The organism is Rhizobium sp. SYY.PMSO (assembly GCF_046840415.1).
Classification (GTDB): Bacteria; Pseudomonadota; Alphaproteobacteria; order Rhizobiales; family Rhizobiaceae; genus Rhizobium.
Genome location: NZ_CP177349.1, coordinates 1,111,492 through 1,131,376 on the forward strand (window position 1 = coordinate 1,111,492; position 19,885 = coordinate 1,131,376).

General features: G+C 60.6%; 21 protein-coding genes and 1 tRNA gene. 8 read left to right on the plus strand and 14 right to left on the minus strand.

Annotated elements, in window-relative coordinates; all coding sequences use genetic code 11:
* Positions 1-38: 38 nt before the first annotated feature.
* The gene (locus ACJJVH_RS05385; RefSeq protein WP_412064866.1) at positions 39-2,027 is read right to left on the minus strand and encodes a bifunctional 2',3'-cyclic-nucleotide 2'-phosphodiesterase/3'-nucleotidase; all 1,989 of its coding nucleotides are present in this window, start codon (positions 2,025-2,027) and stop codon (positions 39-41) included.
* A 136-nt stretch (positions 2,028-2,163) separates the two neighbouring features.
* Positions 2,164-2,523 carry a PilZ domain-containing protein gene (locus ACJJVH_RS05390; protein ID WP_113372538.1) on the minus strand — a complete coding sequence of 120 codons (360 nt, stop codon included), beginning with the start codon at positions 2,521-2,523 and terminating at the stop codon, positions 2,164-2,166.
* A gap of 203 nt (positions 2,524-2,726) precedes the next feature.
* Between ACJJVH_RS05390 and ACJJVH_RS05395 the strand changes: the two genes are divergently transcribed.
* Entirely contained in the window at positions 2,727-3,530 is an 804-nt protein-coding gene (locus ACJJVH_RS05395) for an endonuclease/exonuclease/phosphatase family protein (protein ID WP_412064867.1), read from the plus strand.
* Positions 3,531-3,536: 6 nt separating this feature from the next.
* On the opposite strand, the gene ACJJVH_RS05400 is transcribed toward ACJJVH_RS05395, so the two are convergent.
* Positions 3,537-3,998: an Lrp/AsnC family transcriptional regulator gene (locus ACJJVH_RS05400; protein WP_112795655.1), complete on the minus strand. Its 462-nt coding sequence runs from the start codon at positions 3,996-3,998 to the stop codon at positions 3,537-3,539.
* Positions 3,999-4,149: 151 nt separating this feature from the next.
* On the opposite strand from ACJJVH_RS05400, the gene ald reads away from it, so the two are divergent.
* On the plus strand, positions 4,150-5,268 hold the full coding sequence (ald, locus tag ACJJVH_RS05405) for an alanine dehydrogenase (RefSeq protein ID WP_112795653.1): 1,119 nt from the start codon (positions 4,150-4,152) through the stop codon (positions 5,266-5,268).
* A gap of 6 nt (positions 5,269-5,274) precedes the next feature.
* On the opposite strand, the gene ACJJVH_RS05410 is transcribed toward ald, so the two are convergent.
* The 5 genes from ACJJVH_RS05410 to ACJJVH_RS05430 all read right to left on the minus strand — a co-directional run bounded on the left by ACJJVH_RS05410 (position 5,275) and on the right by ACJJVH_RS05430 (position 9,184).
* Entirely contained in the window at positions 5,275-5,784 is a 510-nt protein-coding gene (locus tag ACJJVH_RS05410; RefSeq protein ID WP_112795651.1) for a DUF1203 domain-containing protein, read from the minus strand.
* 121 nt (positions 5,785-5,905) lie between these two features.
* A complete protein-coding gene (locus ACJJVH_RS05415) occupies positions 5,906-6,427 on the minus strand; it encodes a GNAT family N-acetyltransferase (RefSeq protein WP_112796101.1) in 522 nt (173 codons plus the stop codon).
* A 56-nt stretch (positions 6,428-6,483) separates the two neighbouring features.
* Positions 6,484-7,341, minus strand: a complete 858-nt coding sequence (gene sseA, locus ACJJVH_RS05420; protein WP_112795649.1) for a 3-mercaptopyruvate sulfurtransferase — start codon at positions 7,339-7,341, stop codon at positions 6,484-6,486.
* 60 nt (positions 7,342-7,401) lie between these two features.
* On the minus strand, positions 7,402-8,139 hold the full coding sequence (locus ACJJVH_RS05425) for an alanyl-tRNA editing protein (RefSeq protein ID WP_113383549.1): 738 nt from the start codon (positions 8,137-8,139) through the stop codon (positions 7,402-7,404).
* A 4-nt stretch (positions 8,140-8,143) separates the two neighbouring features.
* The gene (locus ACJJVH_RS05430) at positions 8,144-9,184 is read right to left on the minus strand and encodes a cysteine synthase A (RefSeq protein WP_112795645.1); all 1,041 of its coding nucleotides are present in this window, start codon (positions 9,182-9,184) and stop codon (positions 8,144-8,146) included.
* A gap of 294 nt (positions 9,185-9,478) precedes the next feature.
* Here ACJJVH_RS05430 and ACJJVH_RS05435 point away from each other — a divergent pair, with 294 nt between their 5' ends.
* On the plus strand, positions 9,479-10,309 hold the full coding sequence (locus ACJJVH_RS05435) for an SDR family NAD(P)-dependent oxidoreductase (RefSeq protein WP_112795643.1): 831 nt from the start codon (positions 9,479-9,481) through the stop codon (positions 10,307-10,309).
* Between the two features lie 97 nt (positions 10,310-10,406).
* On the opposite strand, the gene ACJJVH_RS05440 is transcribed toward ACJJVH_RS05435, so the two are convergent.
* Entirely contained in the window at positions 10,407-11,864 is a 1,458-nt protein-coding gene (locus tag ACJJVH_RS05440; protein WP_412064868.1) for a cryptochrome/photolyase family protein, read from the minus strand.
* Between the two features lie 259 nt (positions 11,865-12,123).
* Here ACJJVH_RS05440 and ACJJVH_RS05445 point away from each other — a divergent pair, with 259 nt between their 5' ends.
* Entirely contained in the window at positions 12,124-13,236 is a 1,113-nt protein-coding gene (locus ACJJVH_RS05445) for a sn-glycerol-3-phosphate import ATP-binding protein UgpC (RefSeq protein ID WP_113357924.1), read from the plus strand.
* Between the two features lie 117 nt (positions 13,237-13,353).
* On the opposite strand, the gene ACJJVH_RS05450 is transcribed toward ACJJVH_RS05445, so the two are convergent.
* The 3 genes from ACJJVH_RS05450 to ACJJVH_RS05460 all read right to left on the minus strand — a co-directional run bounded on the left by ACJJVH_RS05450 (position 13,354) and on the right by ACJJVH_RS05460 (position 16,613).
* Positions 13,354-14,268, minus strand: a complete 915-nt coding sequence (locus ACJJVH_RS05450; protein ID WP_113357925.1) for an ABC transporter permease subunit — start codon at positions 14,266-14,268, stop codon at positions 13,354-13,356.
* Between the two features lie 7 nt (positions 14,269-14,275).
* Complete coding sequence (locus ACJJVH_RS05455) at positions 14,276-15,160, minus strand: ABC transporter permease subunit (RefSeq protein WP_113357926.1); 885 nt, start codon at positions 15,158-15,160, stop codon at positions 14,276-14,278.
* A gap of 100 nt (positions 15,161-15,260) precedes the next feature.
* A complete protein-coding gene (locus ACJJVH_RS05460) occupies positions 15,261-16,613 on the minus strand; it encodes an extracellular solute-binding protein (protein ID WP_112795636.1) in 1,353 nt (450 codons plus the stop codon).
* Between the two features lie 315 nt (positions 16,614-16,928).
* Here ACJJVH_RS05460 and ACJJVH_RS05465 point away from each other — a divergent pair, with 315 nt between their 5' ends.
* Positions 16,929-17,486, plus strand: coding sequence for a sugar O-acetyltransferase (locus tag ACJJVH_RS05465; RefSeq protein WP_113372532.1), 558 nt, complete (start codon positions 16,929-16,931; stop codon positions 17,484-17,486).
* A 107-nt stretch (positions 17,487-17,593) separates the two neighbouring features.
* On the opposite strand, the gene ACJJVH_RS05470 is transcribed toward ACJJVH_RS05465, so the two are convergent.
* Positions 17,594-17,905: a hypothetical protein gene (locus ACJJVH_RS05470; RefSeq protein WP_412064869.1), complete on the minus strand. Its 312-nt coding sequence runs from the start codon at positions 17,903-17,905 to the stop codon at positions 17,594-17,596.
* A gap of 116 nt (positions 17,906-18,021) precedes the next feature.
* On the opposite strand from ACJJVH_RS05470, the gene ACJJVH_RS05475 reads away from it, so the two are divergent.
* The 3 genes from ACJJVH_RS05475 to ACJJVH_RS05485 all read left to right on the plus strand — a co-directional run bounded on the left by ACJJVH_RS05475 (position 18,022) and on the right by ACJJVH_RS05485 (position 19,278).
* Positions 18,022-18,096: transfer RNA gene (locus tag ACJJVH_RS05475), tRNA-Asn, on the plus strand.
* Between the two features lie 288 nt (positions 18,097-18,384).
* Complete coding sequence (locus ACJJVH_RS05480) at positions 18,385-18,789, plus strand: DoxX family protein (protein ID WP_112795632.1); 405 nt, start codon at positions 18,385-18,387, stop codon at positions 18,787-18,789.
* Positions 18,790-19,089: 300 nt separating this feature from the next.
* Complete coding sequence (locus tag ACJJVH_RS05485; RefSeq protein ID WP_112795631.1) at positions 19,090-19,278, plus strand: hypothetical protein; 189 nt, start codon at positions 19,090-19,092, stop codon at positions 19,276-19,278.
* Between the two features lie 208 nt (positions 19,279-19,486).
* Here ACJJVH_RS05485 and ACJJVH_RS05490 read toward each other — a convergent pair whose 3' ends face one another.
* Positions 19,487-19,804 (minus strand): hypothetical protein, encoded by a 318-nt coding sequence (locus ACJJVH_RS05490; RefSeq protein WP_113357930.1) that lies wholly within the window; start codon positions 19,802-19,804, stop codon positions 19,487-19,489.
* Between the last annotated feature and the right edge of the window lie 81 nt (positions 19,805-19,885).

A 19,885-nucleotide genomic window follows, 5' to 3' on the forward strand; every position in this document is an offset into this window, starting at 1 on the left:
CTCTCCCCGAAGCGAGGAGAGGACGATTGCGGTCGCGGCTACAGGACGAGCCGGTAGTTGTGGAAACCGTCGGTGCCTTCGCCGGCATCCTCGATCTTCACGCTCTTGACCTGATCGAGGAAATCCTTGGCCTTCGGCGCGCTCTGGAAGAGGACGGTCGTGCCCGGCAGCGGTTTGAACGTCCAGTTGCCGTCGGCGGTCGGATTGATCGTGCCCTGATCGTGGACATAGCGCACGATGACGTCGCGGTTGGTGTCGGGTGCCTGGTAGACGACCTTGTCGGCACCGATTTCCGGGAAATTTCCGCCGCCGCCAGCGCGGTAATTGTTGCTGACGACAAGGAACTTCTGCGCGGGATCGATCGGCTTGCCGTTAAACTGCAGGTTCTGGATGCGGTTTGCATCGGCATTCAAAACCTTGCCGTCATCGCCGAAGCGGCGCGGCTGCGAGACGTCGATCTGGTAGGTAACGCCGTCGATGACGTCGAAATTGTAGGATGGGAAGCTGTTGTTGATAAGGTCGGCATCCTTGGCGCCGGGCTGCACCTGATTGAACATCGCCGCCGACATTTCCAGCCAGTTCTTGACCTGCGCGCCGTTGATGACGACCGCCTGCACGGTGTTCGGATAGAGGTAGAGGTCGGCGACGTTCTTGATGGCGATATTGCCGGCGGGAACGTCCGTATAGTAATCGGCGCCGTTGCGCCCGCCGCATTTGAAGGGTGCCGCAGCCGAAAGAACCGGCAGGTCCTTGTACTGCGTTTCCTTCAGCATGTCCTTGATGTACCAGGTTTGCGCCTGGCTGACGATTTGCACCGACGGATCGTCGGCGACCAGCGCGAAATAGGAATAGAGCGGTGCAGACGTCTTGCCGACAGGCGTGCGGACATAGGCGAGCGTCGCCTCATGCTCGGCCTTGGCGGCTTCCGCCACTTCCTTCTTGTCGGCGACATCGGCGATGACCTTCTTCTTGTCGTCGCGGTGGTAGATCGGCCGCGCCTCGGAGGTGAAATCGACGATCTTCCAGCTCTTGCCGTCCTTTTCCAGCAACAGGTCGATCAGGCCGAGATGCGAGCCCCAGAAGCCGGCCATGACGGCGGGCTTGCCGTGCAGGGTGCCCTTGACCGGATCTGCGTCCTTGATGCCGTCCCAGGTCTTGGGGCCGGGGAAGACGAGATGCTGGTGGCCGGTAAAGACGGCATCGATGCCGTCGACGGCGGCGACGTAGAGCGAGGCGTTTTCCATCTTGTCGGCCGGGCCGCTGCCGTCGATGCCGGAATGCGAGAGCGCGATGACGATATCGGCGCCCTCGGCCTTCATGACCGGAACCCAGGCCTTGGCGGCTTCGACGATATCGCGCGTCTGCGCCTTGCCTTCGAGGTTCTTGATGTCCCAGAGCATGATCTGCGGCGGCACGAAACCGATGAAGCCGATCTTGATCGGGCTTTCATTGCCGGCGCCGTCCTTGATCGTCTTTTCGAGGATCAGGTAGGGCTTGAAGAACAGATCGTCCTTTGTCGGGTCTGATGCCAGCTGGCCCTTGGTCAGGTTGGCGCAGACAAAGGGGAAGTTCGCACCTGCCAGGACCTTGAACATGAAGTCGAGGCCGTAGTTGAACTCGTGGTTTCCGAGCGTGCCCACCGAATAGCCGAGCGTGTTCATCGCCTTGATGACCGGGTGAACGTCGCCGTCCTTCATGCCGTGCTGATAGGCCATGTAGTCGCCCATCGGATTTCCCTGCAGCACGTCGCCATTGTCGATCAGCAGCGAGTTGGTGGCTTCGGCGCGGATATTGTCGATGATCGTCGCGGTGCGCGTCAGGCCCATCGTGTCGTTCGGCTTGTCGGCATAATAGTCGTAGGGGAAGACGTTGACGTGAATGTCGGTCGTTTCCATGAGGCGCAGATGCGCCTGATTGCCGGCGGCGCGGACGGCAAAGGGATGCAGCACGATCAGCGCCGCAGTGGCGCTCAGGCCTTGCAGCAGGGAACGGCGCGACATGCTGGGCAAATCCAGAATGGAAGACATGAAACACTCCTTCAACGATGGGGCTATAGTCCGTCGATCATCTCTCGGGAGAGGGAGAGTAGGACGATTTTTGAAGGTGTGCACCAGGAATGTGACAGGCTTATTGTGGATCGAGGCGGCAGGCGCCGGCAATCGATCAGCGTTTGAGAACCGGCTTTATGTCCTTGTGGAAAAAGCGGAAATAGGATGCGACTTTCGCCGATGCATTGGACGAACGGTCGAATTCGATGCCGATGCGGCCGTTATGGGCCCAGCGCACGAAGCCATCCAATAGGCCGATATCGTCGCATTCCACGCGCACCTTGCTGCCCGCGGCGGCATAAAGTGGCGCCTGAAGATCGAGAGCGATGCCATTGGTGGAGATATCGACGACGCGCCCGGCGACGAGCTTGGTGAAATAGCGAACCTGGCCCATAAGCCGGGCATGATGGCGCGAAGAACCGCGCGTCTTGATTTTCAGATTGCCTTGGACGAGAGATTTCGAAGATAGCTGCATGATGGTATCCCGGCTCGCGCATGTGTTTCCGTTACTGGATATCGGATGTGCATTGAGAGATGCTTAGGATGATCGCTAAAATTGTATCCGGCCGTATCGAATCGATACCGAATTCATATGGCCGGCCTGTGGATGGTCCGGCACCGAGCGGCTAGCCGCTGCCGATGACTGCCGGGGGGCGAGAGGATGAGGGGGCAGGAACTTTGCGTATCGTTTCGCTGAATGCGTGGGGTGGCCGCCTGCACGAGCCGCTGATGCCCTATCTCGTCGATGTCGATGCGGATGTTCTGTGCCTGCAGGAGGTTGTTCGCACCCATGATGCTGGATCGGAATGGCTGGTTTATCGCGATCATGGCGTCGAGCTTGCGCAGCGCGCCAATCTTTACGAGGAACTGAAGGCTGCTTTGCCGGCTTACGATGCCTTCTTTCTTCCGGTCGCGCGGGGCGATCTTTTCGATGGCGACCGGCGGTTCGATTCCGAATTCGGATTGGCGACTTTCGTGCGCAGGACCTGTCCTGTCCTCGGTCAGGCGGCCGGCTTTGTTCATGGTGGATTCTCTGCCGATGGCTACGGGCCGCATCCGCGCTCGCGCAACGCGCATTGCATCCGTCTGTTCGATTATCGACACGGCTATGCCGTCACCATCGCCCACATGCATGGCCTGCGCGATCTGGACGGCAAAGGCGATACGCCCGCACGCCGCCATCAGGCAAATGCGCTTGTCGAACTCATCCGCCAGGTGAAGCAGGACGGCGACCGGCTGGTCGTCTGCGGCGATTTCAATATATTGCCCGATAGCGAGACGTTCGAAATCCTCGGCAGCCTCGGGCTTGTCGATCTTGTCACCTCACGGGGATATAATGACACGCGCACGTCTCATTATGGAAAGCACCCCCGTTTTGCCGATTACATGCTGGTGTCGCCGAATGTCGAGGTCGTCCGCTTCGACCCTGTCGCCGAGCCTGAAGTGTCGGATCATCGCGTGTTGCTTTTGGACCTGCGCTGAAAATCCTCACAGCCCGACATTCGGCCGCTCGATGATCTCGCGAAGCGCAAAGCTGGAATTGATTTTCACGACATGGGGCAGGGCCGATAGCCAGTCGCGATGGATGCGCTCGTAATCCTCCAGATCCCGCGCGGCGACGCGCAATATGTAGTCGTATTCGCCCGACATAAGGTAGCAGCCCAGCACGTTCGGACAGCGCTTCACCGCCGTTTCGAACTCGGACAGTGTCTTGGCGAACTGGCCGGACAGCGAGATATGGACGATGGCGATCATCTTATAGGCCAGCGCCTTATGCGAAAGATGCGCGTGATAGCCGTCGATGACGCCGCTCTTTTCCAGGATATCGAGCCGGCGGGAGCAGGCCGAGGGCGAAAGGCCGACCTTTTCGGCCAGCTCGGCATTGGTGATCCTCGCATTCTGCTGCAGCATCCGCAGAATCGAATGATCTATGGCGTCAAGGTCGGACATTCGAAGAACTTTCGAAAAAACTCCTGTTTGCGCAATAAATCACGAAAAATGACTGCAGCGCAAATTGTCTTTGCAAGGACATTGCGGGGCGGAGGTGATCTGATTTCACCCGGAGAGAATGCAGATGAACAAGCATTCGAGGAGGAGTGAAATGCGCGTTGGTTGTCCCAAGGAAATCAAGAATCACGAATATCGCGTCGGCCTGACGCCGGCATCCGTTCGTGAATATGTCGCCCATGGCCACGAGGTCTGGGTGGAAACGAAGGCCGGCGCGGGCATCGGCGCCGACGATCATGCCTACATCGCCGCCGGAGCGAAGATCGCCGCGAGCGCCAAGGATATTTTCGAGAAGTGCGACATGATCGTGAAGGTCAAGGAGCCGCAGCCCTCCGAATGGGCGCAGCTTCGTGAAGGCCAGCTTCTCTACACCTATCTGCACCTCGCGCCCGACCCGGAGCAGACCAAGGGCCTGCTCGCCTCCGGCGTGACCGCCGTCGCCTACGAGACCGTGACCGACGAGCGCGGCGGCCTGCCGCTGCTTGCGCCTATGTCCGAGGTTGCCGGTCGCCTGTCCATCCAGGCGGGAGCGACGGCCCTGCAGAAGGCCAATGGGGGCCTCGGCATCCTGCTCGGCGGCGTGCCGGGCGTACTGCCTGCCAAGGTGACGATCATCGGCGGTGGTGTCGTCGGCCTGCATGCGGCCAAGATGGCGGCCGGCCTCGGCGCCGACGTCAGCATCCTCGACCGCTCCTTGCCGCGTCTGCGCCAGCTGGACGATATCTTCAACGGCCGCGTCCATACCCGCTATTCCAGCATTCAGGCGCTGGAAGAAGAAGTCTTCTCAGCCGATCTGGTCATCGGCGCCGTACTGATCCCCGGCGCTGCCGCACCGAAACTCGTCACGCATGAGATGCTGTCCGGCATGAAGAAGGGCTCGGTCATTGTCGACGTCGCCATCGATCAGGGCGGCTGCTTCGAAACCTCGCATGCGACCACGCATTCGGACCCTACCTATGTGGTGGAAGGCGTCGTGCATTACTGCGTCGCCAATATGCCGGGTGCGGTTCCCGTCACCTCGGCACATGCCCTCAACAACGCGACCATCTACCATGGCCTGGCCTTGGCCGATCGCGGCCTGCGCGCCATCGCGGAAGACAAGCATCTCCGCAATGGCCTCAACGTCCACAAGGGCCGCGTGACCAACAAGCCGGTGGCCGAAGCGCTCGGCTATGAGGCCATTGCGCCGGAGAGCGTCCTGAACGTCGCCTGACTTCGATCAGATGAAGGCGCTGGCATCCGCATATGCCGGCGCCCCGACCTTGTCGATCCGGCACTGATAACAGTTGTTGCGCGCCGAGCGGACGTGGACATAAGCGATATCGGGGCGTTCGAGCAGCGATGCCGCATAAGCGGGGATGTCTTCGATCGGCGTTACCGCTCCGGTTCCGTAGACGATGCGGTCGTTCTTCCCATAGCCGCGTACGATGAAATCCTTGCTGGACGCCAGCACGGGCGGAAGAATCTCTTCCGCCTCGTAGCGCTTGCATGGTGTCTTGTGCAGGAAGATCGGGCCGGTCTCCGCATAGGGTTGCAATGCCGGGAAGGGCCGATAGGCGAAGACGAGCAGTTCCTCGCCGGCATCGATATTGCGCAGGCAATGGCGGCAGGGGTGGCCCGGACCATCTGAAATCATGGTCTCCGGCTGGCGGCCATAGGCATCCGCGCCACCGTTCCAGAGGATCTCGGCGTCGAGTGTGGGCATGGCGGCAAAAGCGATGGAAGGCATGGCAAACTCCTTTCGAGATTTGCCATGGATGCGCCCGCGCGGGGCCGGAAACCACCCGATTCCTGCTGTCTCGATTCTGCGCTCCGCAACCCATGCGCGGCGGCATCGGCCAATTGCCGGCTTAAAGGTTCGAGCCTCGTTTCGCCAGTTCGAGCAGTTCCTTGTCGCTCAGCGGCCTGACGATGCCTTCTCCCGTCGAAATCGGCGAGAAGCCGAACATCTGGTAAAGCTGCAACGCCCGCGGATGATCGAGGTTGTTCGTTGTCGTCGCGATCCGCTGCGGGTTCAGCGTCCATATGGCGTAGAGCGCCTGCAACAGGAACCATTTGCCGATGCCGAGGCCGAGCGCGTGTTCGATGAGGCCGAAATGGCTGAGCTCGATCGTCTCTTCATCCTGACGGAAATATTCGAAGAAACCGGCGGGGGCGCCGTTGACGTAAAGCACGCTGATGTCGTTGCGCTGGTCGTGAAGAACTGCCGCCAGTTCTTCGTCGGAGAGGCGAAGCCGGTCGACCCAGTGCCAGCGAGCCCCGACCTGACGGTAGAGATAGCGATAGAAGGGCAGCGGAATGCCCGGCGCGCGCATGATCGCCGTCTGGATATTGACCGGCACCGACAGGCTTGCCTTCGGCGGCGCGGTCATTTCCAGGCGGGTGATATGGACCTTGATGGAGGAGGGTGCTTTCACGGTCGCGGCGCTCAGTCTTTACCGGTGACGATCGGCGTATCCGCCCGGCTGCCCCATTCCGACCATGAGCCGTCATAGAGCCTGTTGTTGCCATGGCCGAGGGATTCGAGCGCCAGCGTGATGATCGCGGCGGTAATGCCGGAGCCGCAGGTCGTTACGACAGGCTTGTCGAGATCGATCCCGGCCTTCTCGATCGTCTCGCGCAGTTCCGGCAGCGATTTGAACCTGCCGTTCGTGGCGAATACGCCCGACGGGAGATTTCTCGCTCCCGGCATATGGCCCGAGCGCATGCCCTCGCGCGGTTCCGGCTCAGCGGCTGCGAAGCGCCCGGCGCTGCGCGCATCGGCGATCTGCAGGGAACCGGAGTCTACGATCGCACGCATCTCGTCGAGTGAAACGACGCGGCTGCCGTTGAACTTGGGCTTGAAGGTCGCGGGTTCGAAGGCCGGCAACGCCGTCTCCAGCGGCCGACCCTCGGCCTTCCAGCCATCCAGGCCGCCATCGAGCACGAAGACGTTCGGCGCACCCATGACGATGTGGAACAGCCACCAGACGCGTGGGGAGGCAAACATGCCCGGACCATCGTAGATGACGATACGGTCGGTCTCGCCGATGCCGAGCTTGCCGACCTCGGAGGCGAAGAATTCGGCGGAGGGAACCATGTGCGGCAGGTCGGTCGAATGATCCGATATCTTGTCCTGATCGAAGCGGATTGCACCGGGAATATGGCCGCCGGAATATTCGGCGTCGGCATTGCGCTTCTGTGCCGGCAGATAGAAGGATGCGTCGAGAATGCGCAGGTCCTTGGCGCCCAGCTGGCTCTGCAGCCACTCGGCGGATACGACGAAACGGCTCTTGTCCGCTGCCATGATGATCTCTCCCTGCTGTGATTTATTGGTCTTGCTATCGGGATATAGGCGCTTGCCCGGTCAGTTCTCGTCGGCCGGCGTGCCGAAGCGAATGCGAAAGCGGCGGTTTTCCTTGCCCTTCTTCTCGATCTTGGCGATGTGGATCGCCCCCACTTCCTGGGTCTCCGAGACATGCGTGCCGCCGCAGGGCTGGCTGTCGATGGCCGAATCCTCGCCGATGCAGACGAGGCTCACCCGCCCGAGGCCCATCGGCGGGCGCACGTTCTTGGATTTGACGATGCCGGGATTGGCGATCAGTTCCTCGTCCGTGATCCAGCGGACGAAGATGGGATGGTTCTCGTTGACGAGCGCCATCATTTTCGCCGTTACCTCGTCCTTGTCGATCGTTTCGCTCATGTCGAAATCGACCCGGCTTTCGTCCTCGCCGACGGCAGCGCCGGTGATCGGGTAGGGGCAGACCACGGAGAGAAGGTGGCAGGCCGTATGCATGCGCATCAGCTTGTAGCGCCGCGCCCAGTCCACATGCAGCACTAGCTTCTCGCCGACGATCGGCAGCGGCTGATCCTCGAGCGGCACATGGATGATGATGTCCTTGATCGGTCCGTGCTTCGTCTGGCCGAGCGCGATCCTGGAGCCGTCGCCGCGCTCCAGGAAGCCGGTATCGCCGGGCTGGCCGCCCGAAGTGGCGTAGAAACAGGTCTGATCGAGCTCGATGCCCCCGTCTTCGTGGATTGCGGTTACGACAGCTTCCGCGGTCGAGAGATAGAAATCGTCACGATAGAGGGCATTGACGGTCATGAGATCACGCTGTTGTTTCGTAGGGAACGGCAATATCCGCCCGTTTTTCGAGATAGGCCGGCAGCGGCAGACCCTTCGATTTCAGGAAGTCGGGATTGAAGAGCTTGGATTGATAGCGATTGCCATAATCGCAAAGGATGGTCACGATCGTATGGCCGGGACCGAGATCCCGGGCGAGGCGAACGGCGCCGGCGATATTGATGGCCGTCGAGCCGCCGAGGCAAAGGCCCTCGTGCTCGACCAGATCGAAGACATAGGGAAGCGCCTCGGCATCTGGGATCTGGTAGGAGAAATCGGGCGTAAAGCCTTCCAGATTTGCGGTGATGCGTCCCTGGCCGATGCCCTCCGTTATCGAGGAACCGGACGACTTCAGTTCGCCATTCTTGTAGAACTCGTAGAGCGCAGCCCCTTCCGGATCGGCAATGCCGATCTTGATGTCCTTGTTGAAGGCATGCAGGCCCATGGCGACGCCCGCCAGCGTGCCGCCGGAACCGACCGAGCAGATGAATCCGTCGATCTTTCCTGACGTGTCGGTCCAGATTTCCTTGGCGGTCGTCTCGATATGCGCCTGCCGGTTGGCGACGTTGTCGAACTGGTTGGCCCAGATCGCGCCGTTCGGTTCCGTCCTCGCCAGCTGTTCGGCAAGGCGTCCCGATACCTTCACGTAGTTGTTCGGGTTCTTGTAGGGAACGGCGGGAACCTCCACGAGCTCGGCGCCGAGGAGCTTCAGCGCATCCTTCTTTTCCTGGCTCTGGGTTTCCGGAATGACGATGACCGTGCGATAGCCGAGCGCCTTGGCGACCAGCGTCAGGCCGATGCCGGTGTTGCCGGCCGTGCCCTCGACGATCACGCCGCCGGGTTTCAGCAGTCCCTTTTTCTCGGCGTCGCGAATGATGTAGAGCGCGGCGCGATCCTTGACCGATTGGCCCGGATTCAAAAACTCGGCCTTGCCTAGAATGGTCGAGCCCGTCGCCTCGGAGACGCCCTTGAGCTTGATCAACGGCGTATTGCCAATTGCTTCTAGGACGGAGGGATGGACGGTCATGGAATCTGCCTTCTGTTCGCAACTACTGTAAGAACGGTCTTTTCCCTTCACAAGGCGGCATAGGCAAGAAATTCTGTTCCTTGCTATCTCTTCGTGCCGCAAAATTCGACCTGACGGCATTCGATGGCCGAAGTCTTCACATGCTGCACGTCGGTCTCCGGCTGGTGACATTGTTTTCCACGTCTGGACGCCAAGCCGGCCGAAAGCGGCCACAATGCTACGCTATTTCTGAAATGCCACGGATGGCTGCGATTGAGTGTTGATGTAGGCGGCCATCAGCCAAGGAGAAGAGCCATGAGCCCGTTCGTCGCACGCCCTGAACACGGAGTCGTCTGGATCACCGGCGCCAGTTCCGGCATCGGTCGAGCGCTCGCGCTGAAGCTGGCGGAAGAAGGCTACAAGGTGGCCGTCACGGCCCGCAGCCACGAAAAGCTCCTGGCCTTGCAGGCCGAAGCCAGCGCGCTTGCCGGCAGTATCGTCGTGCTCGATGGCGATGTGACCGATGCGGAGGATATGGAGCACACCGTTGCCGCAATCGAATATCAGCATGGCCCCGTCGCCCTGGCCGTTCTGAATGCAGGCGTCTATTTGCCTGCGCGCGGCGAAGACCTCAATCATGACGTGTTCGAGCGCAGTTTCGCCGTCAATCTTCATGGCGTCGTCAACTGCCTCGTTCCAGCGGTGCGTCATATGCGGGCCAGGGGATATGGCCAGATCGCCTTGGTGTCTTCCGTGGCCGGTTATGGCGGCCTGCCGGGTGGCGCCGCCTACGGAGCCAGCAAGGCCGCGCTGATCAACATGGCCGAAAGCCTGAATTTCGAGCTCGACCGCATGGGTATCCGTATCCAGCTCGTCACGCCCGGCTATGTGAAGACGCCGCTGACGGCGCAGAACAAGTTCGAAATGCCTGATATCGTATCGGCGCAGCAGGCAGCGGATGCGATCGCCGCCGGATTGAAATCGCACGTCTTCGACATCAGCTTCCCGAAAGGACTGGTCTATCGGGCAAAGCTTTTGAAGTTTCTGCCCTACAGCCTCTATTTCCGCGTGCTTGGATATTGTCTCGGGGGCGGCCACAAACGCCAGTCCGTCCGTCCGCGCGTGACGCCGCATCCGGCCGAGTAGCGACTGACGCAACTCCAGGAAAACTATGCAGCGGTTTTCCGTCCGGAACTGCATAAAACTGAGGAGATAGTGTGCTTCCGTAAAACGCGGAACCAATCTAGCGGTCGCTTTTCAACGATGCGTGCGCATCGAGCGCGCGCTGCCGCGCAACGGCGTGATCGACGATCGGCCGGGGATAGTGCCTGCCAAGTTCGACGCCTGCGCGCCTCAACACATCTTCAGGCGCTTCGAAGGGGCGGTGGATATATTTGTTGTCGAGGCTGGCCAGCTCCGGCACGAATGTCCTGACATAGACGCCGTCCGGATCGAATTTCTCGCCCTGCAGCACCGGATTGAAGATGCGGAAGAAGGGCGAGGCATCCGCGCCGGACCCTGCAACCCACTGCCAGTTTGCCGCATTGGCCCCCGGATCGGCATCGACAAGCGTATCGCGAAACCATGCCTCGCCCTCGCGCCAGTCGAGCAGCAGATCCTTGATCAGGAATGAGGCGGTAATCATGCGGACGCGGTTATGCATCCAGCCATGCCGCCGCAGCTGCCGCATGCCGGCATCGACGATCGGATACCCCGTTTGTCCCCGGCGCCAGCTGTCGAAAAGCCCGGCATCCGCATGCCAGGGAAAATCGTCGTATCGATCGTTCCAGTTTGCAGTCTGGAGTTTCGGGAAGTGGAAGAGCTGGTGATAGCAGAATTCCCGCCAGGCGAGCTCCTTGCGGAAGCGAACGATATTGTCCGTGGGAATCTTGCCGGCCAGCCCACGGGTCGCATGCCATATGCGGGCGGGCGAGATTTCTCCGAGCGCCAGATGCGGCGAGAGCAGCGAGGTTGCCGGCTTGCCCGGAAAGTCGCGATCGACCGCATACCCGCCGATCGCGTCGTCGATGAAATCCTCCAGCTTTTCGTGCGCCGCGGTCTCGCCCGGCGTCCACATCTGCGGGAAGGCTGATGCCCAGTTCGGCTTTGACGGAAGCAGCGACCAGGAGTCGAGTTGTTCCGATTGCGGCCAATGCCGTGGAGCGAGGAGCTTTTCTGGCGCGTCGATCGGAAACGGCGGCTCGCCGGATTGTTCGAACGCGCGCCAGAAGGGCGTATAGGTCTTGTAGTGATTGCCGTTGCCCGTGCGCAGACGCGTCGGCTCATGCAGCAGCTGGCCCGCAAAGCTGTTGGCCTCGATGCCCTTGTCCCGCAGCGCCGCCTTGACCCGGGTGTCTGCGGCTATGCCGGCGGGATCGTAGCGGCGATTCCACACGACAGCCTCGGCACCCGTGTCCGCCAGAAGCCTTTCGAGCGCCGTCAACGCATCGCCCTGCCGAAGGATGAGCTTGCCGCCGAGCGCTGCAAGGGCCTTCTGCAGCGCGGCCAGCGAATGATGCAGCCACCATTGCTGCGCCGCGCCCAGCGGCCCGCACCCACTCGCGTCCGGCTCGCGAATATAGGCGGAAATGACCGGGCGGCCCGATGTCGCGGCCGCATGCAAAGCGTGATTGTCGTCGAGGCGCAAATCCTTGCGAAACCACAGCAGGACAGGGTTCGGCTCGTTCTTCGATGTCGTCATGGCCCTTGCTGTTCGTCCGTTCTCCAGGAGTTCATGGGTTTTGCCGCCGCCGGAACCATTATACGGCCCACTAGAGAAATGGTTCCGCTACCCCCCGTTTCATCGAGGAACTGCGCACGCAACTCTCGTGAGGAAATCGGGGCGCATCTCGTGATATAAGAGCGCTTGTCACTGTTCTGTAATGCAAATTCGCTAGCAGTCCACCCGATTGAGAGGCTTGGAATTGACAGGCCCAGAATTGACAGGCGGGAAGATTAACATGGCGGAAATCCGGATCGAGCAAGTTCGCAAGGCTTATGGACGCAATCAGGTCGTCCATGGCGTCGACCTGAATTTCCGGTCGGGCGAGTTCGTCGTCATCCTCGGCCCTTCCGGCTGCGGCAAGTCCACGCTGCTGCGCATGATCGCCGGCCTGGAAGATATTTCCTCGGGCGAGATCGTCATCGACGGCAAGGTGGTCAACCAGCTTGAGCCGCGCGAGCGCGGATGCGCCATGGTCTTCCAGAATTATGCGCTTTATCCGCACATGGATGTCGCCGCCAACATGGGTTATGCGCTGAAGGTTGCCGGCGTGCCGCGCGCCGAGCGCGACCGCCGCATCAGGGAAACCGCCAGGATCGTCGGCCTCGAGGATTACCTCACCCGCAAGCCGGCCGAGCTTTCCGGCGGCCAGCGTCAGCGTGTCGCCATGGGCCGCGCCATCATCCGCGAGCCGAAGGTCTTCCTTTTCGACGAGCCGCTGTCCAATCTCGATGCCAAGCTGCGCGTCCAGATGCGCGTCGAAATCCGCCGCCTGCACAAGCGCCTGTCGGCGACGTCCGTCTTCGTGACGCATGACCAGGTCGAAGCCATGACGCTCGCCGACAAGCTGGTCGTCATGTACAAGGGCAATGTCGAGCAGGTCGGCACGCCGCTCGAAGTCTACAACACGCCGCGCACGCGTTTCGTCGGCTCCTTCATCGGCTCGCCGGCCATGAACTTCCTGGAAGGCACCTTCTCGGCCAACGGCGAACAATTCAACTTCGACGGCATTCCGATCGCCATCGATGCCAATCTCGGCAAGCGCCACGCCGGACAGCCGGTTGCCCTCGGCATTCGGCCGGAACATGCGCGGCTGGTTCCGGCAGGTACGCCCGGCGCAATCCCGGCCACAGTCGATTTCGTCGAGGAGCTCGGTGCCGGCCGCGTTATCCATTGCGACATCAACGGATCGAGCTTTGCCGTTGCGGTCGCCGATCACACGACAGGTCAGACCGGCCAGTCCGTCGCTCTGGAGCTGCCGCAGCAGCATACGCATCTCTTTGCCCAGGATACCGGGCTGCGGCTGGATGCCGTCGCCTCTGTCACGCCGCTCAAGGTGCTGGCGAGCTGATTTCAACCATAACTTTTCAGTAGGTAAGCCCGGAAGTTTTCCCGACTTCCGGGCTCTTTTTTGCCCGATTGCGAGGAGCCAGCCGCGCGCGCAAAGGCGGCGCGGCAGGCATTGGGGTCACTTTTCCGTGGCGATAAGGCCGCGAACGAACCAACGCTGCATCAGCACGACGACGGCAAGCGGGGGCAGCATGACGATCAGCGTGCCTGCCATCGCGATGTGCCATTCGGGAAGCCCGCCCACGTTCGGGATGAGCTGCTTGAGCTCGGTCACTGCGGTCGCGTGTGCCGGATCGGTGGTGACGAGCAGCGGCCACAAATACTGGTTCCAGGCCCAGAGGAACATGATGGTGCCGAGCGCGGCCATATTGGTGCGCGACAGGGGTATCAGAATGTCTATGAAGAAGCGCAGCGATCCCGCGCCGTCCATGCGTGCGGCCTCGGTCAGTTCGTCCGGGATCGTCAGGAAGAACTGGCGATAGAGAAACGTGCCTGTGGCCGTCGCGATCAGCGGCAGGATCAGCCCGGGATAGGAATTGAGCAGCCCAAGGTTCAGCGATATTTCAACGCCCGTCACCTTCTGGACGAGCCAGGTGATGCCCGTGATGTCGAGAAGGCCCTGGTAGGGCGACAGGACGTTCGCGGCAACCGCGTAGGTCGGCACGATGCGCACTTCGAGCGGCAGCATCAGCGTTACGAAGATCAGCCAGAAGATGAAGTGGCGGCCGGGATAACGGAAATAGACGAGCGAAAAGGCGGTGAGCGCCGAAATGATCACCTTGCCCGCCGCAACGCCCCCCGCAAAGATCAGGCTGTTGACGAGTTTGGGGCCGAGATCGGCGGTGGTCCAGGCCGTCTTCATGTTGATCCAGAAATCCGATCCGGGGATCAATGACATCGGCACTTTGTTGACGTCGGCGAGATTGTGGGATGCGGCGATGGCCACGATGGCCAGCGGCCCCACGGCGACGAGGAAGCCGAAAAACAGGATCAGATGGGTGAAGAAATTCAGGATGGGGGTGCGCTCGACCATGTCAGCCTCAACGGTAGTGCACGCGCTTCTCGATGAAGCGGAACTGGAAGACGGTAAGCACGATGATCAGCAGCATCAGGATGATGCTCTGCGCCGCCGCACCGGAATAGTCGAGACCCTTGAAGCCGTCGAAGACGATCTTGTAGACCATGAGGTTGGTCGAGTTGTGCGGGCCGCCTGAGGTCATGATGTCGACGATGCCGTAGGAATCCTGGAAGCTCTCGGTGATGTTGATGACCAGCAGGAAAAAGATCGTCGGCGTGATCAATGGGAACTGAATGTCCCAGAAGCGCCGGAGCGCGCCGGAACCATCCATGGCGGCGGCCTCGATCTGCGAGCGTGGGATGGCCTGGAAGGCCGCAAGAAAGAAGATGAAGCTATAGCCTATATATTTCCAGGCGAAGGCGGCGATGATCGAGGCCATGGCAGCGGTGCCGTCGAGGCCCGGGTCCCAGAATCCCGGCCAATACCGATTGATGATGGACATGAAGCCGGCTTCGGGCGCGAGGATGAAACGGAAGGCCATCGCCGATGCCGGCGCGGCGATGCCGTAGGGCCAGATCAGCACGACACTGTAGAACTTCGAACCGCGCAGCTGGCGGTCGGTCAGCGCGGCAAGGATCAGTGCGACCACAATGGAGATACCGGTGCTGATCGCCGCGAAGATGATGCTGATCGTGACCGAGTTCCAGTAATCGGCATTGGCCAGGATGGATTTGAAGTTATCGAGCCCGACCCAGATGTTGCCGCCGCCCCAGGGCTGCTGCAGCGTCAGCGACCAGAAGATCGCCTGACCCGCCGGCCAATAGAAAAAGGTGAAGATGAGGAGCAGCTGCGGCACTGCGAACAGGATGCCGACGCTCCATTTGCTGAAAGTTATACGCTTTTCCATTGTCTCTTCCGGCTTGTGACTCCGATGCCGCCGCTGGCTCTCATAACGAACGTCCGCCGGGAAACCCCGGCGGACGCTGCCGTGTCATGAGCTGTGCGGATTACGGCAGCTGCTTGCCCTTGTAGGTGGCTTCGAAACGATCGAGGACGGCGTCGCTGTTCTTGACGAGGTTGTCGATGCCTTCCTGGACGCTGACCTTGTTGGCGAAGATGGCCTGCATCTGATTGCCGAATTCGGCGCGGATCTGCGTGAAGTTGCCAAGGCGAACGCCGCGGGTGATCGGGGTCGGCTCCGAAGCGGTCAGGCTGGCGATGGCGACTTCACGGCCCTTGAAGGGAGCCTTGTCATAAAAGCCGGAGGACTTCATGAAGTCGAAGCCGGACTTGGTAACCGGGATGTAGCCGGTGTTGGTCGACCAGAAGAGGGCGGTCTCGGGCTTGGCGATGAAGTTCAGGAACGCGGCAGCGCCCTTGTATTCGTCGGAAGACTTGCCGGAGAGAACCCAGAGCGAAGCGCCGCCGACGAGCGAATTCTTGCGCTCGGTGCCGGCGTAGACCGGGAGTTCGGCGACGTCCCAGTTCATGCCGGCCTTCTGCGTCTTGCCGACAGTGCCGTGGTCGCCGACCGAAGTCATGATCATCTGGCAATCGCCGGAGGCGAAGGCCTGAACCATGTCCTGACCGAGCTCCTTGGACTTGATCTTGACGAAGCCCTGATCGTACCAGCTCTTCAGGTCCGTTACGTATTTGACAAACTTGGTCTTGTTGACCGTCAGACGGGCGTCGAGGCCGTCATAGCCGTTGTTCTTCGTGGCAACCGGCTGGTCGTGGATCGCGGAGAACTGCTCCATCAGCTGCCAGCTTTCGTTGCCGGAGATGTTGATCGCCATCGGGCAATCGTAGCCGGCGCCCTTCAGCGCCTTCATGTCTTCGGCAGCCTCTTCCCAGGTCTTCGGAGCGGCGGTCTTGCCGATCTTAGCGAAGGCGTCCTTGTTCCAGTAGAGCAGGGCGGTGGAGGAGTTGAACGGGAAGGAGAGCAGCTCGCCCTTGGAGGTGGCATAGTAGCGGGCGATACCGGGGAAATAATCGTCCCAGTTCACCTTGTAGTTATTTTCCGACATCAGCTTGCCGACGGGATAATAGGCGCCGGAAAGCATCATCGTGGCGGTGCCGACGTCATAGACCTGAACGATGGTCGGCTGCTTGCCGGCGCGGAAGGCGGCAATCGTGTTCTGCAGGGCCGCGTCGTAATTGCCCTGGCTGACGCAAGAGACCTCGTAGTCCTTCTGGGAATCATTGAAGTTCTTGCACAGCGTCTGGACGACGCGTTCCAGGTCGCCGGACAGGCCGAACCAGAAATCGAACTTGGCCGGAGCGGCAGCAGCAGGCAGGGCCAGCGCTACGCTCATGACACCGGCTGCGGCAGCCGAAATGCAGTTTTTAAGTTTAGACATAATCCCTATTTCCTTTTTGAAAGATCGGAACCGGTGGTCTTGCGCAAGTCCGCGGTAGCGCGGGTTATAGACAAGCTGTGTGACAGTTTGTTGAGGGCAAGAATCCCGTATCGGCGGGCTTTTTCACTTGGAAGGCAGGTTCGGAGACGAGGGATCTTCGACGGCTCGAATATTTGAGATCCTGCTAATCAAGGCGTGCAAGATGCCTTTGCTCGCGCATGGCCCGTTGGCCGGCGGAAACCGCGATCGGCTTTCTTGCCGGGGCGGCCGATCGTGATGCAAGATCAATCCGCAAGACATCGGAGGATCGAGAACATGAGCTTGAGCGAACGGCAGAAAATGGCGGCGGGAGAGTGGTACTGCTGTTTCGATCCCGAACTCGACGCCTTGCGCTGGCAAGCGCGCGAGGCCGTGCATGAGCACAATACGATGCCGCCCTCGCAACGCGGCCATTTCGCCGCCGCCCTGTCGGCGCTCTTTGCCGACGCCGGAGAGGGCACTTTCATCGAAGCGCCGTTTCACTGCTCTTATGGGATCAATATTTCGCTCGGCCGCCGCGTCTATATGAACGCCGGCTGCACCGTTCTCGATAGTGGCAGGGTTCGCATCGGGGACGGCAGCATGCTCGGCCCGGGCGTCCATATCTATTGCGCCGAACATCACAAGGATGCGGAGCTGCGCGCAGCCGGCATGGAAATCGCCCGGCCGGTGACGATCGGCAAAAGCGTGTGGATTGGTGGCGGAGCGATCCTGGTCGGCGGAGTGACGGTAGGTGACGGTGCGATCATCGGCGCGGGTTCGGTCGTCACCAGAGATGTGCCGGCCGGGGCGACCGTCGCCGGCAATCCCGCCCGCCCGCTCGGCGTGCGATAAGAGAGGCAAGAGCATTTCCGCTTTTCTCCGAAACGCGAAAACGTTCTATCCTTTTGCTTGACGCAATTCCGGACGGTAAGCCGCGATGCACTTTTCCTGGAAGGGCTCTAGTTCGCCGGACGGCGCTTTCTCGTCCACCATATGGCGAAGCGCCGGCGCCAGCGGCGGACGATCGGCATGTCGTGCGAGAGCACGATAAAGCCCAGCGGCAGCATCCAGAAGCCGAGGATCGGCAGAAAGCCGAGCAGGCCCCCCAAGATGAGGGCGATTCCCACACCCATGCGGGCGAGACGCGATTGCGGCAGAGGAATTCTCACCGAGCCGAAAACGAGCTCGCGCGTTGAGGGATCAATGCCGAAACGCCGGGCTTTCCGGCCATTTCCAGCGGCATTTGCTGTCGTTTCGCTTTGATCGGTCATCCACAGGAAATGGTGAGGCGAAGAAATAATGCAAGAGAAATGGATTTTTTTGAAAAAACCGCTTGGCAAATCGGGAAAGCATTTGTATTACCCCGCTCACACCGCGCCAAGCGCATTCCCTGGTAGCTCAGCGGTAGAGCATTCGACTGTTAATCGACAGGTCGCCGGTTCGAATCCGGCCCGGGGAGCCACTCTTCTTCGAAGATATCAAGCTGAAATTCGCGCACGCTGCCCTGCAAGCGTCTGATGGCGGATTGCCGGCTCGCCCCCCTTTTTCAGCTGGATCGGCTGCAAGCTGTAGCATCCGAATTTTGCAGTTTTATTGCGCGTTTCGAGCCGATGACTGGCGCTTGATTCGTCTTCGGTCCCGACCCGGACGCACGCGGCATTCTCATTGACCTGTCTTTCCGGGCCATGGCAGGATCGATGGCGGCTCCTGGAGGGCCGTGGGAGCGGATTTCGGGATATTGGGGGATAGGATGGCTGAGAATGCAAAATCGCGCGCAGTTTCGCGCGTCGGATGGATACTGACGTCGATCGTCGTGCTTGCCTTGGCGGCCGACGCCGCAGTCAGCCTGTTTTCGCCGGCGACGCTCACCGCCGAAATGGAGGCGACCGGATTTCCAGCCGCCCAGACGTCATTATTGGGGCTGATCACCCTCGTGTGCGCCATTCTCTATGCAATCCCGCGTACTGCCGTACTCGGCGCCATCCTGACAACGGGCTTTCTCGGCGGGGCGATCTGTACGCATTTCCGCCTCGGAGAAATAGGGTCGCCGCCGCAACTTATCAGCTTGCTGCTGGGCGTCATGGCCTGGGGGGGCCTTTATCTTCGCGACGAACGCATTCGGCGCCTGCTGCCGATGCGAACCGCCATCGGCTAAGCATCAAAAGCCGGAGCCTTTGTGCTGCGACAACAGCCTGTTGCGGTCATTCCGGTTCGTCCGTGGGCTATCGGGTGCAAGGGGTTGCGGCCTGCATCGAAGAAAGGCAAGCGGCGAATCCGGATGGCTATCGCTGTTTGCTTTCGTGCCGGAAAATGCGGTTCTCGCAAAAAATGCATTCAAGGCATGGTTGCTCTCGCGAATGTGAGAATACGTTCATGTGTCGTTAATGCCGTGCGGCGCATGAACATATGTGCGTGATCCGCGCAGCATAGTCCCCCAATGCTTTAGAGGTTCGACATGAAAAATCTGTTTCTTGCTTCCGCAGTAGCTCTGGCATCGTTCTTCGCCGTCAGCGCGCCTTCCGAGGCCGCTCCGATGCATCATCGTCACTACCATCATCATTATCATCACAACTGCCATATGAAGACGGTAAAGCACCGGGTTCATGGCCACTGGGTCGTCCGCAAGGTGCGCGTCTGCCGTTGATGGCAGGGAGCGGGAGCCTGCACGTTCCCTTACAAAGCAAGCGGCCGCTACCGACATCATCGGCAGCGGCCATTTTATTTCGCGGCATTCCTTTTGGGCGAAGTCCCTGGCCCCGGGCTTGCAGCATTCCCGACGCCCGTGGCGGGGGAATGCACATCTCTCAATCGAAGAAGAGATAGAGCGTTTCGGCAGCTCCTGGTGAACCGCTTTACGGCCTGATTTCGAATATCACGCCGTGATGGTGCCGGTGATGATAGCGGCGGTCGTCCCGCCATCCGTTATTCCAATGACGGCGCTCCCAGCCGCGCTCGCGCCAGTGATGGCGGTCACGATCGCGGTCGCGCCAATAGGTTCTCCGGTCATCGTTCGGATACCGGCGTGTTCCGTGCTCCTGTACCAGGATGATGTTCGATGCCGTCGACGATGGCGGGTTGCCAAGCGGGGCAGATGCGGCGGGCAGGGCGGCGGATAGCACGGCACCTGCGGCCAGCGCGGCGGTCAAAGCAATTGAAGCAAGATGTTTCAAGGCGGTAACTCCTCTATTCAGCCACGTCCCTCTTCCATCGGTAAACGTCATGGCACCGACAAGGTTCCCCTTTCTGGTTGA

Excerpts from the sequence above, each read along its gene's own strand:
- ACJJVH_RS05430 (WP_112795645.1), bottom strand. The coding sequence starts at position 9,184 with ATGACCGTCCATCCCTCCGTCCTAGAAGCAATTGGCAATACGCCGTTG.
- ald (WP_112795653.1), top strand. The coding sequence starts at position 4,150 with ATGCGCGTTGGTTGTCCCAAGGAAATCAAGAATCACGAATATCGCGTC.
- ACJJVH_RS05445 (WP_113357924.1), top strand. The coding sequence starts at position 12,124 with ATGGCGGAAATCCGGATCGAGCAAGTTCGCAAGGCTTATGGACGCAAT.
- ACJJVH_RS05450 (WP_113357925.1), bottom strand. The coding sequence starts at position 14,268 with ATGGTCGAGCGCACCCCCATCCTGAATTTCTTCACCCATCTGATCCTG.
- ACJJVH_RS05400 (WP_112795655.1), bottom strand. The coding sequence starts at position 3,998 with ATGTCCGACCTTGACGCCATAGATCATTCGATTCTGCGGATGCTGCAG.
- ACJJVH_RS05460 (WP_112795636.1), bottom strand. The coding sequence starts at position 16,613 with ATGTCTAAACTTAAAAACTGCATTTCGGCTGCCGCAGCCGGTGTCATG.
- ACJJVH_RS05455 (WP_113357926.1), bottom strand. The coding sequence starts at position 15,160 with ATGGAAAAGCGTATAACTTTCAGCAAATGGAGCGTCGGCATCCTGTTC.
- ACJJVH_RS05390 (WP_113372538.1), bottom strand. The coding sequence starts at position 2,523 with ATGCAGCTATCTTCGAAATCTCTCGTCCAAGGCAATCTGAAAATCAAG.
- ACJJVH_RS05470 (WP_412064869.1), bottom strand. The coding sequence starts at position 17,905 with ATGACCGATCAAAGCGAAACGACAGCAAATGCCGCTGGAAATGGCCGG.
- ACJJVH_RS05440 (WP_412064868.1), bottom strand. The coding sequence starts at position 11,864 with ATGACGACATCGAAGAACGAGCCGAACCCTGTCCTGCTGTGGTTTCGC.
- ACJJVH_RS05465 (WP_113372532.1), top strand. The coding sequence starts at position 16,929 with ATGAGCTTGAGCGAACGGCAGAAAATGGCGGCGGGAGAGTGGTACTGC.
- ACJJVH_RS05435 (WP_112795643.1), top strand. The coding sequence starts at position 9,479 with ATGAGCCCGTTCGTCGCACGCCCTGAACACGGAGTCGTCTGGATCACC.
- ACJJVH_RS05410 (WP_112795651.1), bottom strand. The coding sequence starts at position 5,784 with ATGCCTTCCATCGCTTTTGCCGCCATGCCCACACTCGACGCCGAGATC.
- sseA (WP_112795649.1), bottom strand. The coding sequence starts at position 7,341 with ATGGCAGCGGACAAGAGCCGTTTCGTCGTATCCGCCGAGTGGCTGCAG.
- ACJJVH_RS05415 (WP_112796101.1), bottom strand. The coding sequence starts at position 6,427 with ATGACCGCGCCGCCGAAGGCAAGCCTGTCGGTGCCGGTCAATATCCAG.
- ACJJVH_RS05385 (WP_412064866.1), bottom strand. The coding sequence starts at position 2,027 with ATGTCTTCCATTCTGGATTTGCCCAGCATGTCGCGCCGTTCCCTGCTG.
- ACJJVH_RS05485 (WP_112795631.1), top strand. The coding sequence starts at position 19,090 with ATGAAAAATCTGTTTCTTGCTTCCGCAGTAGCTCTGGCATCGTTCTTC.
- ACJJVH_RS05425 (WP_113383549.1), bottom strand. The coding sequence starts at position 8,139 with ATGACCGTCAATGCCCTCTATCGTGACGATTTCTATCTCTCGACCGCG.
- ACJJVH_RS05480 (WP_112795632.1), top strand. The coding sequence starts at position 18,385 with ATGGCTGAGAATGCAAAATCGCGCGCAGTTTCGCGCGTCGGATGGATA.